Origin of the sequence: Methylomicrobium agile, assembly GCF_000733855.1 — a bacterium.
In the GTDB taxonomy this organism is placed as follows: domain Bacteria; phylum Pseudomonadota; class Gammaproteobacteria; order Methylococcales; family Methylomonadaceae; genus Methylomicrobium; species Methylomicrobium agile.
The window spans coordinates 1-14,398 of sequence record NZ_JPOJ01000002.1 but is presented as its reverse complement, the minus strand read 5'-3'; the positions used below and the strand labels follow the sequence as shown (position 1 = coordinate 14,398).

Genomic DNA, 14,398 nt, shown 5'->3' with positions numbered 1-14,398 from the left:
TTTCGCTGAAAACCAAGACCGGTTTTACCGCGCCGAAACACCAGTTCGAGGCGTACGGCGGTTCCTGGGACCGGCATTCGGAAGAGTTGACCAGCGGCTGGAACAACGGCACCTTCGGCTATTTCATCGACCTGCACCATTTCGACGAACAGGGCTGGCGCAATTTTTCGCCGACCGAGGCCAATCAGGTTTTCGGTACGCTGAGCTGGCGTAATGACCGGGCCAATCTCGATTTGACCCTGGGCGCGAACGACAACGACATGCGCGGCAACGGCGCGGTGCCGGTTCAACTGCAGCAGATCGACCGGAACGCGGTGTTCACCCATCCCGACCAGACCATTACCCGGATGTTTTTCTCCGAACTGGCCGGCAGCTATGCTTTGACCGACAAGATCGAGCTGAGCGCCAACGCCTATTACCGGCAGAACCGGATCCGAACCTTCAACGGCGATGACAGCGACTTTGACGAATGCGCGTTCGATGATGCGTTTTTGTGCAACGGGGACGGCCAAATCGCCCAAGATGTTTTGGGCAATCAAATTGCGGCCAGCGATAGTGTAGAGGGTGCGACTCAGAATACCAGCGAGACCTACAACCGTAGTCGCGGCGGCACTCTGCAGGCGATGTTCGACCACGATTGGTTCGGGCATAAAAAAAATCTGCTCGTAGGCGGCAGCTACGATTACGCGGACGTGCACTTCGGTTCGGATACCGAGCTGGCGCAACTGACGCCCGATCGGGGCACGATCGGCAGCGGCATATTGGTGGAAGAAGCCAGGGTGCGCCTGAATACGGTCACCGAAACCTACGGCTTTTATCTGAGCGACAGTTTTTCGATCACCGACAAACTGACCGCGACGCTGGCGGGCGCTATAACCATGTCAGCATCACGATGAAGAATCAATACATCGGCGCGGATGGCGAGGACAAGCTGAGGCGCAAGCATAGCTACGAGCGTTTCAATCCGTCCGCCGGCCTGACTTATCAGATTTTTCGATCATCTGGGCGTGTACGGCAGCTACGGTGAATCGTCCCGGGTGCCGACGCCAATGGAGCTCAGCTGCGCCGATCCGAACGATCCGTGCCGCTTGCCGAATGCGTTCGTGTCCGATCCGCCGCTCGACCAAGTGGTCGCGAAGACGTGGGAAGGCGGTTCCGCGGCGATTTCAACAAGCTGATCGGCAGGGAGATACCCAATGGAACCTCGGCTATTTCAATACGACGAATCATGACGACATCATTTTCCATCGCAGCGGCGGCAGCATCAGCCAGGGGTTTTCAGCAATGTGGGGCAGACCCGCCGCTACGGCGTCGAAGCGGGCGTGAATTCGTTTATTCCGGCTTTGTTTAGCTCGATCGATGACTGGAGTTTTGCGGCGAACTATACCTACCTGAATGCGCGTTACCTGGACAGCTTCATCATTCAGAATCCGCTGAACAACGACGTGGCGGCGCAGGTCGGCGCGGCGACAAAGATACCGGCATACCGGAGCATATTTTCAAAGCATCGGTCGGCGTCGAGCTCTGGCGGCGCCTGTCGCTAGCCATCGACGCCCTTACAGCAGCGACCAGTTTTCCGTGGCGACGAGGCCAATCTGACAGGCAACTGCAGGGCTACTGGCTATTCAACGCACGGCCGAATACAAGTTCAACAAGCACTTCGCGTTGTTCGGCAAGCTCGACAACATTTTCGACAACCACTACAACTCGTTCGGGACTTTCGGGCAGGCGGACGAAGTGCTGGGCGATGCGTTCAACAATCCCGCTTCGTATCGCCGGCGCGCCCAGGGCAGGGTGGGTCGGTGTGCGGATCACTTTTTATAAGTGACAAAAATAACGCAGCATTCTTTGGGAATGCTGCGTAAAGTCATTCATCCTAGCGCAAGCTTACCGGAAAGACCGGAGAACCTGCCGGATAGACCGTTCGGATCGGCTACCTTTGTATACTTGGCGGAATGCGTGGTAAATTACGCCGATTTGAAATGTCTCCTTTTATCCTTCCTGCTTGGCCTTTTGCATACGGCGGCCTTCGGGCTGGGGCACCATCCGTGCTTTTCCCGAAGACTTCATCGTCCAAGAAGTGCTGGCGTTCGAGCCGTCCGGAACGGGCCAGCATGCTTTCCTGCAGATTCGCAAGATCGGCGAGAATACCGACTATGTGGCACGGCAACTGGCCCGTTTTGCGGATGTCAGGCAGCGCGACATCGGCTTTGCGGGCTCAAGGACCGCCACGCGGTCACCACCCAATGGTTCAGCGTCTGGCTGCGGGCAAAGCCGATCCGGACTGGCCGCGTTCGCCTCGGCTTCGATTGAAGTGCTGCAGGCGACCCGCCATGCACGCAAATTGCAGCGCGGCGCTTTATCCTGCAACCGTTTCGGTTTGACCGTCAGGGAGTGGCGGGCGATCGGGATAAAGCCGAAGCGCAGCTGGATGCGCTCCAGGTTTCGGGTATCCCCAACTATTTCGGCGAGCAGCGTTTCGGACATCGGGGCGCAATGTCGAACAGGCGCTGGCCCTGTTCCAGGGAAGAAGGCCGGCCGCGAGCAGCGCAGCTTTATTTGTCGGCGGCGCGTTCGTTCCTGTTCAATCAGGTGCTGGCGGGCCGCGTCGAGCAACGGACCTGGAATCGCCCGCTGCCGGCGAAATCTGCATGCTGGACAAGTCGCACAGCCGTTTCAAAGCCGATACCCTGGATCAGGCGATAGCGGGACGCGTCGAGGCGGGAGAGAATTCATCCGACCGGCGTCCTTTGGGGCGAGGCGACAGCGGGTCACGGAGGCGGTAGCGGCGCTCGAAGCCGAAGTGATCGGGCGCTTTCCCGAACTGGCGGAGGGGCTCCAGGACAGCGGCGTCGAAATCGAACGGCGGGCGCTGCGGGTCAACGTGCCGGATTTGGCATTGGGAGTTCTTGGATGACCGGCTGCAGTTACGCTTTTCGCTGCCCGCCGGCAGTTATGCGACGGCGCTGCTGCGCGAGGTGATCGATTGGAATGATTGAGCCGTTGCATCGGTAAGCCGTTCTTCCTTTTATATTTCTCACCTCTGTTTACATGGTTTTACGACGGGAGCGTAGCGGTGGGAAATTCCGTAGGGTACGCTGTGCGTACCATTTCACCCCCGATGGTACGCACAGCGTACCCTACAATGGAATATAGAATGTTTGTGCGCTTCACTGCGTTCAGCACACCCTACGGGATCTCTCTTAAAATAGCAGCTCGTCTCTTTTGGCGAATTTTCGGACAACCTGAGCAGGACCAGCACTGCGCCCGCTCCGCCATCCCGTGGTTTCGCCGAACAGAAGGCCAGCACATCCCGGTGCTGGCGCAGCCAGAGATTCAGGCTGTTTTCAGAACCGGCAGATTGTCGGGCGAACGGTAGCCCTTGCCGTGAATGATCAGTACGCAACGGCAGCCATCGATCACCGCGCGTTGCAGGAATATCAAGAGCTGACGCTTCGCTTCCTCGCTGGTCAGGCCGTGCAGGTCGATTTCGGCGTCCAGCCCGAACTGGCCCTTGCGCATTTTGGCGGCACGCTTTTCTGTACTCCCGGCGCAAGATAGCTGAGCCGGTCTTCGATGCTGACCGGATCCAGGTCGTAATCCTGTTGTTCGGCAAGGCGGCTTTCGGCTTCGGCGGGTCGATGTTTCGGGTACGGCTTCGGTTTTTCGCCGCTATCCAGCCGTACTTTGTCGTCCTTGATCGCACGCACCTGGCCGATGGCGAGATGGAACAGTCCGCTGTCTTCGGAATCGGGGATTTTTTTTGTCACGAAAGCTGATTTTATGGGGCATTGTTGCTAATATCTCGAGATTTTATAGTGGATTCCGCTTTTGGGCTAACCATAAATGCATATTTTGTTGAGTAACGACGACGGTTATCTGGCCGAAGGACTCGTCGCGCTGGCCGGCGCCTTGCGTCCCTATGCCGATATCTCGGTCGTGGCGCCCGATCGCAATCGCAGCGCGGCCAGCAATTCGCTGACCCTGGAAATGCCGCTCCGCGCGCACGTGGCCGACAACGGCTTCATCAAGGTCGACGGCACGCCGACCGATTGCGTGCACTTGGCCATCACGGGGCTCCTGGAGCCGGAACCGGACATGGTGTTCGCGGGAATCAACCACGGCGCGAATCTGGGCGACGATGTCCTGTATTCGGGCACGGTCGCCGCAGCCACCGAAGGGCGCTTTCTGGGCTTGCCGGCGGTGGCGATTTCGCTGGCCTGCAACGAAGAGCCGCAGCATTTCGAAACGGCGGCCGAGGTGGCGGTGGTGCTGTTGAAGCGCCTCGTCGACAGGCCGTTGCCGCGCGATACTCTGCTGAACGTGAACGTGCCGGACGTCGCGCCCGAAGATATTCAGGGCTACCGGGCGACCCGGCTGGGCCAGCGCCACAAGTCGGAACCGGTCATTAAACAGCGGGATCCGCGCGGACGGTCGATTTATTGGATAGGCCCGCCCGGCGCGGAGCAGGACGCGGGGCCGGGGACCGATTTTCACGCCGTCAGCATGGGATTTGTCTCGATCACGCCGCTGCAATTGGATTTGACTTGGTACGATAGAATCAATATGGTCAGAAACTGGCTTTCCGGGGAGGTTTGCGCATGAATTCCACCTTGCTAGGCATCGGCATGACTTCGCGGCGGACCCGTGAACGGATGGCCAAGCGCCTGCTCGAACAGGGCATCCGCAACAATAAAGTGCTGGATGTGATGAGCCGGACGCCGCGGCATATTTTTGTGGACGAAGCGTTGTCGAGCCGAGCTTATGAGGATACGGCGCTGCCGATCGGTTTCAACCAGACCATTTCGCAGCCTTATACCGTCGCCAAGATGACCGAATTGCTGCTCGAATTCGGGCGTCCCGGCAAGGTGCTGGAAATCGGGACCGGCTGCGGCTACCAGACCGCGATTCTGGCGCAGCTGGTCGATCATGTGTACACGGTCGAACGGATTCTGCCGCTGCATAAGAAGGCCAAGGACCACTTATGGAGCCTGAGGCTGAAAAATATCAGCTATCTGCACAGCGACGGCGGCTGGGGCTGGCCGGAGCACGCGCCGTATGACGGGATTCTGGTGGCGGCGGCGCCTTCCGAAATTCCCGAAATGCTGCTCGAACAAATGGCGGTCGGCGGCGTGATGATCATCCCGATCGGGCGCGGCGACAGACAGGAACTGCAGCGGGTGTTCAGGACCGAGAACGGCTATGAGATTGAAGAACTGGAACCGGTGACCTTCGTGCCGTTTCTGGCCGGCCGGGAGTGAAACCGGTTTTGCGCTTCGTCGTGGCGCCGCTTTATTTGTTACCCATGTTTTGGCGCAAACAGGATGACTGCCATGCCGCATAAGGCTATCAATGAACCAGTCAGGTCCCACACCGAAGGTTTGATTCCATCGACCACCCATAACCACATGACCGCGACAAAAATATAGATGCCGCCGTAGGCGGCATATACCCGGCCGGCCGCAGTCGGGTGCAACGACAGCAGCCAGGCAAACAGGGCGAGGCTGATCGCTGCCGGAACCAGCAACCACGGCGACTTGTTTTCCTTGAGCCAGAGATAAGGCAAATAGCAACCCAGGATCTCGGACAGGGCGGTGACAAAAAACAGGGCGACAGTCTTGATCTCAAACATATCGATGCTCAAACCGGTTTGGGTAAGGATGCGGTCGCTTTTTACCGTTCGATTAAGAATTTGACCAGCTTGACCGCGTTCTGGTCGCTTTGAATGATTTCCAGCGGATAGCCGTGCAATTTGATGCTGGTACCTTCTTCGGGGATTGTTTCCATGAATTCGATGATTAGGCCGTTCAACGTTTTAGGGCCTTCGGTCGGCAGTTCCCATTGCATCAGCCGGTTCAGTTCCCGGATCGTGATGCCGGCATCGACCAGATAGCTGCCGTCGGCCTGTTTCTTGACGGTCATTTCGTCGGTGACCAGTTCGCCGACGATTTCCTGCAGCAAGTCGTCGAGGGTTACAAGCCCCTGCACGTCGCCGTACTCGTCGACCACCAGGCCGATTCGTAGCTTTTCCATCTTAAAGTGCTGAATCTGGTTGTGGATCGGCGTGCTGTCCGGAATGAAGGCCGGTTTGATCAACGCATTCATCAGCATCTGTTTGTCGAAATTCTCCTGATTGATTTTTACCAGCACATTGCGCAGGTGTAAGAATCCGACGACCCGGTCGATGCTTTTCTTATATACCGGCAAGCGCGTATGCGGGCTGTTCCTGATCTGGTTGACGATGTCTTCGATCGGCAGCTCCAGGTCGATTCCGTAGATTTCGTTGCGCGGCGTCATGATGTCTTCGACCGTCGCCGATTCGAGATCGAGAATGCCCAGCAGCATTTTCTGGTAGCGCGAGGGAATCAGGCTTTCCGCTTCGGTGACGATGCTGCGCAGTTCTTCCTTGTTCAGGGTTTCGTGGCTGTTCTTGCTGACCTGGACGCCGACCATCCGAAGCAGCAGGTTCGCGGTCAGGTTGATGCTCAATACCAGCGGGTAAGCGGCTTTCAGGAGCGGGACGTAGATCCAGGCGGCCGGAAACGCCAGCGCTTCGGGCTTTACCGCGGCCAGGGTTTTCGGCGTCACTTCGGAAAAGATCAACACCACGATCGTCAGCAGAATCGCCGCAATCGTAATGACCGATTCGTCTTCGCCATAGAGCCGGATCGCAATCACCGTGGCGATCGAGGAGGCGGCGATATTCACGAAGACATTCCCGAGCAGGATCAGGCTGATCAAACGGTCGGGGCGCTGCAGCAGTCGGTGGGCCTTGGTGGCGCCTTTATGCTTCAATTTGACCAGATGCTTCAGCCGATACCGGTTCAGCATCATCAATGCGGTCTCGGAGCCGGAAAAAAATGAGGATAAGACGAGCATCAGGGCCAGCAAGGCCCAAAGTAAACCGAGAGGTAAGTCGTTCAAGTAAGAGAATCTCTTTTATTTGGGAAGTGATTAGTCTCTACGAATTGAGAAATTTTTGTCAAGACATCCTTCAAATAAAGCCGACAAATTTTACAACAGTTTAAAACTGAACTGTTATAGAATATGCGGTCAAGCTTCTTAATTTGAAAGCATTTTTTAACGACGCAAAAAAGATCGGGAGTTATTTCATGCGCATTATTCTTTTAGGGAGTCCGGGGTCCGGCAAGGGAACTCAGGCTCAATTCATCACTCAAAAATACGGCATTCCCCAGATTTCGACGGGCGATATGCTGCGTGCCGCGGTCAGAGCGGGAACGCCTTTGGGGATTGAAGCCAAAAAAGTGATGGATGCGGGCGGCTTGGTGTCGGACGACATCATCCTGGGACTGATCAAGGAGCGCATCGCCCAGGATGACTGCAACACGGGTTTCCTGCTGGACGGGTTTCCGCGCACGATCGCACAGGCCGAAGGTTTGAAGGCAATGGGCATCGACGTTACCCATGTTGTCGAAATCGCCGTCGACGACGAGGAAATCGTCAAGCGGATGGCCGGCCGGCGCGTGCATCCTGCCTCGGGACGCAGCTACCATGTGATTTTCAATCCGCCGAAAGTCGATCATGTCGATGACGTGACCGGCGAGCCGCTGATCCAGCGCGACGACGATAAGGAAGAGACGGTCCGCAAGCGTCTCCAGGTTTATCACGAACAGACCAAGCCGCTGGTCGGGTATTATTCCGCCGAGGGTCAAACCGCCAAATTCACCACGATTGCCGGCATCGGCGATGTCGGAGAAATTACCGCCAAACTGTTTGCCGTCCTCGATTGAAGTTCATCGTTATTATTCATTCCGCCGTACCCATCGGCCCAACTACACACAAGAGCTATGCCGGGTAAAACTTTATATGACAAATTATGGGAAGATCATGTCGTCCATACCGAGGAAGACGGGTCTTCATTGATTTATATCGACCGCCAGCTGGTGCATGAAGTCACCTCGCCGCAGGCTTTCGAAGGCCTGCGCCTGACCGGCCGCAAGCCGTGGCGCACCGACCGAAACCTGGCGGTCGCCGATCACAACGTGCCGACCACCGACCGCGACAAGGGCATTGCCGATCCGGTTTCCCGTTTGCAGGTCGAAACCCTCGAAAAGAACTGCGCCGAATTCGGTATCACCGAGTTCGACATGGCCGACATACGCCAGGGTATCGTGCACGTGATCGGTCCGGAGCAGGGCGCGACCTTGCCGGGCATGACCATCGTCTGCGGCGATTCGCATACTTCCACGCACGGCGCGTCCGGCGCGTTGGCGTTCGGGATCGGCACGTCCGAGGTCGAGCACGTGATGGCGACCCAGTGCCTGGTGCAGAAAAAAGCCAAAAACATGCTGATCCGAGTCAACGGCAAGACCGGACCGGGCGTGACCGCGAAAGACATCGTGCTGGCGATCATCGGCAAGATCGGCACCGCCGGCGGCAACGGCTATACGCTCGAATTCGCCGGCGAGGCGATTCGCGCCTTGTCGATGGAAGGCCGCATGACTGTCTGCAACATGGCGATCGAGGCCGGCGCACGCGCGGGCCTGATCGGCGTCGACGAGGTGACGATCGATTATTACCGCGACCGTCCTTATGCGCCGAAAGGCAACGACTGGTACATGGCGGAACGGTTGTGGCAGAACCTGCATTCGGATCCCGATGCGAAATTCGACAAGGTCGTCGACCTCGACGCCGCCTCGATCCGGCCGCAGGTGACTTGGGGCACTTCCCCGGAGCTGGTGGTTTCGGTCGACGACAAAGTGCCGAATCCCGAGCTCGAAGCGGATGCGGTCAAGAAGCAAAGCATGATCCAGGCGCTGAAGTACATGGATCTGGAGCCGGGACAGGCGATTACCGACATCAAGCTCGACAAGATTTTCATAGGTTCGTGCACCAATTCCCGGATCGAGGACTTGCGTGCGGCGGCCGCGGTGGCGAAAGGTAAAAAGTGGCATCGAGCATCAAGCTGGCGATGGTCGTTCCGGGCTCCGGCCTGGTCAAACAACAGGCCGAAGCGGAGGGCCTGGACAAGGTTTTCACCGAGGCCGGTTTCGAATGGCGCGATCCGGGCTGTTCGATGTGTCTGGCGATGAATGCGGACCGGCTGGAGCCGGGTGAACGCTGCGCGTCGACTTCGAACCGCAATTTCGAAGGCCGCCAGGGTTACGGCGGCCGTACCCATCTGGTCAGTCCTGAGATGGCGGCTGCTGCTGCGATCGAGGGCCATTTTGTCGATGTGAGCACTTGGGAAAAAGAGGCACGCCAATGAGAGCATTTACACAAATAACAGGATTGGTTGCGCCGATCGACCGGGCGAATATCGATACCGATGCGATCATCCCGAAACAATTCCTGAAATCGATCCGCCGTTCCGGCTTCGGTCCTTACCTGTTCGACGAATGGCGTTATCTCGACCGCGGCGAACCGGATATGGACTGCTCGACGCGGCCGTTGAACGAGCATTTCATTCTGAACCGGTCGGAATACCAAGGCGCGGAAATCCTTTTGACCCGCGAAATTTCGGCTGCGGCTCGTCGCGCGAGCATGCGCCGTGGGCGCTGGAAGATTTCGGCTTCCGTGCGATCATCGCGCCCAGTTTTGCGGACATTTTTTACAATAACTGCTTCAAGAACGGTCTACTGCCGATCGCGCTGCCGGCCGCCGAAGTGGACAGCCTGTTCCAGGAACTGGTTCCCGGCTATCGCCTGACGATCGACCTGGCCGCGCAAACGATCACCACGCCGGCCGGACGGGCGATTCGCTTCGATGTCGACGAGACGCGCAAATACCGTTTGCTGAACGGGCTCGACGATATCGCGTTGTCGCTGCAGCATGCGGACAAGATCCGGGAATATGAGGCCAAACGCGCCAAGCGCGCGCCGTGGCTGTTCACGAACTGATCGGAAGTTCTTTCCTGCGGCGGATGGGGCGGGGCTTTATCCGCCGCCGTTTGTTTTTCAGAATGAGCCGTGCTTCGGCTGTTTTCCAAGGGTTGTTCAATGTCAAAAGTTTATAACGTGGCAGTGGTTGGCGCGACCGGTGCGGTCGGCGAAGCGATGCTGTCGATTCTCGAAGAGCGCAATTTTCCGGTCGGCGAGGTGTATGCGCTGGCCAGCAGCAAATCCGTCGGCAAGCGGATTCCGTTCAAGGGCGGTACGTTGAAAGTCGAGGATCTGGCGACGTTCGATTTTTCGAAGGCGCAGATCGGCCTGTTTTCGGCCGGCGGCTCGGTCTCCGCCGAATATGCACCCAAAGCCGCGGCGGCCGGCTGCATTGTCGTCGACAATACTTCGCATTTCGCTATGAAGACGATATTCCGCTGGTGGTCCCGGAAGTGATCCGGACAAGATCGCCGACTATAAAAACCGCGGGATTATCGCGAATCCGAATTGTTCCACAATTCAAATGTTAGTCGCTTTGAAGCCGATTTACGATGCGGCCGGTATCGATCGGATCAATGTCTGTACTTATCAGGCCGTATCCGGCACAGGTAAAAAGGGCATCGACGAGGTGGCGACCCAGACTGCAAGACTGTTGAACGGCCAACCGATCGAAAGCAAAGTTTATCCGAAACAGATCGCCTTCAATGTATTGCCGCAGATCGACGTATTTCTGGACAACGGCTATACCAAAGAAGAAATGAAGATGGTTTGGGAAACCCAGAAAATCCTCGGCGACGCTTCCGTCAAGGTCAATGCGACCGCGGTCCGGGTGCCGGTTTTTTACGGGCATTCCGAAGCGGTCCATATCGAGACCCGGCAAAAGATCAGCATCGAAAGAGTTAGAGATTTACTCGAACATGCGCCTGGCGTAAAGGTGGTGGCATGAACGAAAGAACGGCGGCTGGCCGACTGCAGTGACCGAGTCTTCGGGTCATGATGAAGTCTTTGTCGGCCGGATTCGCGAAGATATCTCCCATCCGCTGGGCTTGACTTGTGGGTGGTGGGCGACAACGTCCGTAAGGGCGCGGCTTTGAACAGCGTCCAAATCGCCGAGGTGCTGGTAAAAATTACATCTAGTCTAAGCTTTAACAGAGTGTTTCAACTGTTCGCGGCGTAGACGAGGTAAGCATTGTGAAAGAGAGTAACGTCAGCAATTTGACCAGGACTTTAGCGGTATTGTCGTTATTGGCCCGGCCAGCGCCTATCCTCTGGGCATAGGGGAAATAAAATTGCATTCGGCCCTCAATCAAAATCTGGGATGCCGAGATTTCCTTGATGCTGTCGGCGGGCGAGCGGATTTCCGATGTCAAGGTCAGCCTTGCGCCTCCCGACAAATTCGACGAACGCGGCGTACCTTGGTCTTATTTCCTCTCGAACATCAGTTTTGAACCGGCAGTCGGCCGACGGCTCGGCGGTGATCAAGGTCAGATCACGCGAAGCGTTGAAAGAACCGATTCTGGACTTACTGTTGCAGGTTACCTGGCCGAAAGGAACTTGTTATCGCCAGTTCTCGCTGATGGTCGACCCGCGGCCGCCTATGTGCAGCCTGTCGTTCCCGTTACGCGGGTTCCCGAACGTTCACGAGCGGCGCGCCATCAGTCCCGCTCCAACCACCGCCGCAGCGCCTTCCTACGTTACGGAACCGCGTTCCGTGGTTCCGATTCCGCCGCGATGGCGCCGGACCCGGTGCGCCAGGCGCCTAAAGACGACATCGTCAAAGGCGTCTACGGACCGACCCGGCAGAACGATACGCTGTGGGCCATTGCCGAGAAAGCGGGCAGGCCGTACAAGGTTTCGGTCGAGCAAATGATGGTCGCGATCTACCAGGCCAATCCGAAGGCATTCTATAAAGACAACGTGAATGCCTTGCTGGCGAAGGTCAAGCTTAAATTTCGGAGCGCGAAGCGGTTGTCAAGTTGTCTCACCAGGAAGCGCTGGCCGAATACAATCGCCAGCGGGAGGCCTGGAAGAACCGGTCGCAACCCGCGTCCTCCGAGGTGGCGGAAGCGGTTCAGGAAAAGGAAGCGCCTGCCGAAAAACCGATCGATAACCAGTTGACTTTGGCGGCGCCTGCCGAAGCGACCGTTGCGGAGAAAGCGGTCATTACTCCGGCCAGGAGCAGAATGCGGCCAAGTCCGAAGCGGATAAGGCAGCGGGCGGAACTGCCAGCGACAAGGCAAACGAGGAAATGCAGGAAAGAATGGTCGCGCTGGAACAGCAGCTGGCAAAAATGCAGGCCATATTAGCGATCAAGGAACAGCAGTTAGCCGCGTTGCAGGACCAGGTACAAAAGGCCGCTAAACCTCGGCCGCGCCAGCCAGCCGTTGCCGGCAGAACAGGCGGCAGCACCCGCAGTACCCGTCCAGCCAGCCCAACCGGCGCCGCCGGTAACAGCCGCTGCGCAGCCGAACCTCGCCGACGAACAGCCGGTGAAGCCGACAACGCCGGCGATGGCTCAGGAACAGCCGCCGCATCCACCGGAACCCGCTGCCGTTAAAAAGCCGGTTTCCCGTCCCGCTCCGGCGCCTGAACCGGTGGAGAAGGCCTCTGCCGTTGGATCTGATAGGGATTGGCGCTGGCGCTATATTACGGCGCTGCTGGGACTTTTCTGGTGGCGGCGCCGTAAAATGGCAAGCGAAGCCTCGCTCAACACCGAAAGCATGTTCTCGCCTTCGATCATTTTAAAAGCACCTGAGAGCGACTCCACTTTTTCTGTGCCGGCATTGAATGAGAGTACCGCCTACGATGTCGATCCGGTCGGCGAGAGTTCTTTTCTGAGCGAATTCACACCGAGCGATTTCGATGCTTTCGATAGCGATCAAGGCGAGATCGATCCTATTTCCGAGGCCGACGTTTATCTGGCCTATGGGCGTTATCAACAGGCCGAAGAGCTGATGCGCAATGCGGTTACGAACTATCCCGATCGCGATGAATGCAAACTGAAGTTGCTGGAAATTTATTACGCTGCTGAAAATAAGCCGGGTTTCGAAGCGTTTGCAAAAGAACTATCCGCGGCCGGTAAGGATCGGGACAGTGTTTTCTGGGGAAAAGCGCCGAAATGGGGCGTGAAATTTGCCCTGATTCGGCCTTGTTTGCTTTGCAGTCGGCTCCGGCGCCTCCAATGCAGGCGCTTCCGTTGCCGGTCAGACGGAGGCGGTCAGCCTGCCAAGCAGGAGGTGCCTGGCAAGACGATTTCGACATGCCGTTCGACGCTGATTTCGAACCGGCAGCGTTCGATACCTCTGCATTCGATGCGTCCTTTACGAAAAATAGCGAATCGCCGCAAGCTTCCGCTTCTGTTGTCGACCGGGATTTTGCGGATTTCGACCTCGAAGATTTTTCCTTCGGCGAAACGGCGGAGCAGGATGAACCGCGGAATAATGAAAGCATCGACTTCGATCTGGATAAACTGCCTGATCTTGCAGGCGAGCCGGAGGTTCAGGAAAACCGAGCCGATTCGGCGGATCTGCAATTCTCTCCGGGGGCTGACGAAGCGTTTGATTTCGAGCCTCTCGATTTCGATAGGGGATTCAGCGCCGCCGAAAAAAATAAGCAAGACGATGAAATACTCACTGTCGACGACCAGTTCAGTCTGGCGAAAGAAGCCGACGATGACAGGCGGAAATCGCCTTGGGCGACGATTTCAATTTCGATTTCGATTTCTCTACGCTCGGGGATGACGAGGCGGAGATGATCTGATTGAAATAACCGCGTAGCCGATCTGACCGATATGGACGAACTGGAAACCAAACTGGATCTGGCCAGAGCCTACCGTGATATGGGAGACAATGAGTCGGCCCGGGATATTGTGTCGGAAGTGTTGGAAAAGGCAGCGCCGAACAAAAAAATTGGCGCAAGTCCTGCTTAATGAGTTGATGTAAACGTCTGTTATTCGTACCATCCCTGAAAAAAGAGGGGTTGGCTCTTTCCGGGATAAGCCGCCGGTCCTCATTTTTTCCCGGAATGCCGATGGTGCTGCGGTTTTTAGAACGTGTACCGCGAGCTGTCCTTCGACCATTTGTGGTGCCCGGCCTTCGTGATGCGAAGCGCTTATCTGGCGATATTTCCAATTTATCCTCTTTAATCCCCAGCAGCAGTTCGCCTCTCAATATGCCGAGCAGTTCCTTGCCGCCATGCCGTAGCGCCATCCGTGCAGCAGTTGGCACTCGCCTTCGTCATTGTTGAAAAGCAAGGATTCCAAATCTTTCCGGGTGGCGAGAATATTCGGATTCAAGGCGTTTTCTTCGGCCCGGATCCGGACGATCGCCGTCAAGAGGTCGACAATGGCTTCCTGCTGCTGGGTTTTTTTCAGCGGGCGCCCGTCTTCATGCAGAGGGATCGGGGGGCGGTTTTGGCCTCGCCGATGATTCTGCATAAAGCCGCGCCGTAGCGGCTGACCGTGCGTTCGTTGATGCCGCGGATTTTTGCCAGATCGGCTGCCGTTTCCGGCTGCAGTTTGGCGATGTCGAACAGCAGCTCGTCACGGAGCAGCCAGC

At 57.1% G+C, this 14,398-nt stretch carries 20 protein-coding genes and 4 pseudogenes; 17 read left to right on the top strand and 7 right to left on the bottom strand.

Going from position 1 to position 14,398, the window contains the following annotated elements; all coding sequences use genetic code 11:
• The 6 genes and pseudogenes from CC94_RS24955 to CC94_RS24930 form a co-directional block, all read left to right on the top strand.
• Positions 1 to 896, top strand: a pseudogene (locus CC94_RS24955) (TonB-dependent receptor); the annotation flags it as partial.
• A 111-nt stretch (positions 897 to 1,007) separates the two neighbouring features.
• On the top strand, positions 1,008 to 1,178 hold the full coding sequence (locus CC94_RS24950) for a TonB-dependent receptor (RefSeq protein ID WP_245619818.1): 171 nt from the start codon (positions 1,008 to 1,010) through the stop codon (positions 1,176 to 1,178).
• 108 nt (positions 1,179 to 1,286) lie between these two features.
• A complete protein-coding gene (locus CC94_RS24945; RefSeq protein WP_051911584.1) occupies positions 1,287 to 1,544 on the top strand; it encodes a hypothetical protein in 258 nt (85 codons plus the stop codon).
• A 121-nt stretch (positions 1,545 to 1,665) separates the two neighbouring features.
• Entirely contained in the window at positions 1,666 to 1,824 is a 159-nt protein-coding gene (locus CC94_RS24940) for a hypothetical protein (protein ID WP_245619817.1), read from the top strand.
• Positions 1,825 to 2,005: 181 nt separating this feature from the next.
• Positions 2,006 to 2,917, top strand: coding sequence for a tRNA pseudouridine(13) synthase TruD (gene truD / locus CC94_RS25360; RefSeq protein WP_084675429.1), 912 nt, complete (start codon positions 2,006 to 2,008; stop codon positions 2,915 to 2,917).
• On the top strand, positions 2,910 to 2,999 hold the full coding sequence (locus CC94_RS24930; protein ID WP_245619816.1) for a tRNA pseudouridine(13) synthase TruD: 90 nt from the start codon (positions 2,910 to 2,912) through the stop codon (positions 2,997 to 2,999). The genes truD and CC94_RS24930 overlap by 8 nt, the downstream gene beginning before the upstream one ends.
• A gap of 113 nt (positions 3,000 to 3,112) precedes the next feature.
• Here CC94_RS24930 and CC94_RS25605 read toward each other — a convergent pair whose 3' ends face one another.
• From CC94_RS25605 to CC94_RS25350, 3 genes are read right to left on the bottom strand one after another with little or no spacing between them, the layout of a single operon-like run.
• On the bottom strand, positions 3,113 to 3,310 hold the full coding sequence (locus CC94_RS25605) for a hypothetical protein (protein ID WP_425411964.1): 198 nt from the start codon (positions 3,308 to 3,310) through the stop codon (positions 3,113 to 3,115).
• A gap of 26 nt (positions 3,311 to 3,336) precedes the next feature.
• Positions 3,337 to 3,522, bottom strand: coding sequence for a Smr/MutS family protein (locus tag CC94_RS25600; protein WP_425411963.1), 186 nt, complete (start codon positions 3,520 to 3,522; stop codon positions 3,337 to 3,339).
• Entirely contained in the window at positions 3,471 to 3,770 is a 300-nt protein-coding gene (locus tag CC94_RS25350; protein WP_342666548.1) for a hypothetical protein, read from the bottom strand. The genes CC94_RS25600 and CC94_RS25350 overlap by 52 nt, the downstream gene beginning before the upstream one ends.
• 76 nt (positions 3,771 to 3,846) lie before the next feature.
• Here CC94_RS25350 and surE point away from each other — a divergent pair, with 76 nt between their 5' ends.
• Together surE and CC94_RS0120565 are read left to right on the top strand one after the other, a co-directional pair.
• Positions 3,847 to 4,605, top strand: coding sequence for a 5'/3'-nucleotidase SurE (gene surE, locus CC94_RS0120570; protein ID WP_005372934.1), 759 nt, complete (start codon positions 3,847 to 3,849; stop codon positions 4,603 to 4,605).
• A complete protein-coding gene (locus CC94_RS0120565) occupies positions 4,602 to 5,261 on the top strand; it encodes a protein-L-isoaspartate(D-aspartate) O-methyltransferase (protein WP_005372930.1) in 660 nt (219 codons plus the stop codon). The genes surE and CC94_RS0120565 overlap by 4 nt, the downstream gene beginning before the upstream one ends.
• Before the next feature lie 38 nt (positions 5,262 to 5,299).
• Here CC94_RS0120565 and CC94_RS0120560 read toward each other — a convergent pair whose 3' ends face one another.
• Both CC94_RS0120560 and CC94_RS0120555 read right to left on the bottom strand, forming a co-directional pair.
• Positions 5,300 to 5,632, bottom strand: a complete 333-nt coding sequence (locus tag CC94_RS0120560; protein ID WP_005372929.1) for a YnfA family protein — start codon at positions 5,630 to 5,632, stop codon at positions 5,300 to 5,302.
• Positions 5,633 to 5,673: 41 nt separating this feature from the next.
• Complete coding sequence (locus CC94_RS0120555; protein ID WP_005372927.1) at positions 5,674 to 6,924, bottom strand: HlyC/CorC family transporter; 1,251 nt, start codon at positions 6,922 to 6,924, stop codon at positions 5,674 to 5,676.
• 188 nt (positions 6,925 to 7,112) lie between these two features.
• Here CC94_RS0120555 and adk point away from each other — a divergent pair, with 188 nt between their 5' ends.
• The 9 genes and pseudogenes from adk (at position 7,113) to CC94_RS23415 (ending at position 13,770) form a co-directional block, all read left to right on the top strand.
• Positions 7,113 to 7,751, top strand: coding sequence for an adenylate kinase (gene adk / locus CC94_RS0120550; protein ID WP_005372926.1), 639 nt, complete (start codon positions 7,113 to 7,115; stop codon positions 7,749 to 7,751).
• A gap of 57 nt (positions 7,752 to 7,808) precedes the next feature.
• Positions 7,809 to 9,229 (top strand): annotated as a pseudogene (gene leuC, locus CC94_RS21975) (3-isopropylmalate dehydratase large subunit).
• A pseudogene (gene leuD, locus CC94_RS21970) lies at positions 9,226 to 9,860 on the top strand (3-isopropylmalate dehydratase small subunit). Before leuC ends, leuD begins: the two co-directional pseudogenes overlap by 4 nt.
• A 99-nt stretch (positions 9,861 to 9,959) precedes the next feature.
• Positions 9,960 to 11,019: pseudogene (locus CC94_RS21965) on the top strand (aspartate-semialdehyde dehydrogenase).
• Positions 11,020 to 11,205: 186 nt separating this feature from the next.
• Complete coding sequence (locus CC94_RS25635; RefSeq protein WP_483819028.1) at positions 11,206 to 11,712, top strand: type IV pilus assembly protein FimV; 507 nt, start codon at positions 11,206 to 11,208, stop codon at positions 11,710 to 11,712.
• Positions 11,613 to 11,960, top strand: coding sequence for a type IV pilus assembly protein FimV (locus tag CC94_RS25630; RefSeq protein WP_483819029.1), 348 nt, complete (start codon positions 11,613 to 11,615; stop codon positions 11,958 to 11,960). The genes CC94_RS25635 and CC94_RS25630 overlap by 100 nt, the downstream gene beginning before the upstream one ends.
• A gap of 130 nt (positions 11,961 to 12,090) precedes the next feature.
• Positions 12,091 to 12,399 (top strand): hypothetical protein, encoded by a 309-nt coding sequence (locus tag CC94_RS23990; protein ID WP_157203566.1) that lies wholly within the window; start codon positions 12,091 to 12,093, stop codon positions 12,397 to 12,399.
• A 702-nt stretch (positions 12,400 to 13,101) separates the two neighbouring features.
• A complete protein-coding gene (locus tag CC94_RS24185) occupies positions 13,102 to 13,596 on the top strand; it encodes a hypothetical protein (protein WP_169740997.1) in 495 nt (164 codons plus the stop codon).
• A 36-nt stretch (positions 13,597 to 13,632) separates the two neighbouring features.
• Positions 13,633 to 13,770, top strand: coding sequence for a FimV/HubP family polar landmark protein (locus CC94_RS23415; RefSeq protein WP_084675430.1), 138 nt, complete (start codon positions 13,633 to 13,635; stop codon positions 13,768 to 13,770).
• A gap of 237 nt (positions 13,771 to 14,007) precedes the next feature.
• Here CC94_RS23415 and CC94_RS25345 read toward each other — a convergent pair whose 3' ends face one another.
• Together CC94_RS25345 and CC94_RS25340 are read right to left on the bottom strand one after the other, a co-directional pair.
• Entirely contained in the window at positions 14,008 to 14,175 is a 168-nt protein-coding gene (locus CC94_RS25345; protein ID WP_342666547.1) for a hypothetical protein, read from the bottom strand.
• Between the two features lie 35 nt (positions 14,176 to 14,210).
• The coding region (locus tag CC94_RS25340) for an HRDC domain-containing protein (RefSeq protein ID WP_342666546.1) at positions 14,211 to 14,398 on the bottom strand (188 nt) is incomplete at its 5' end.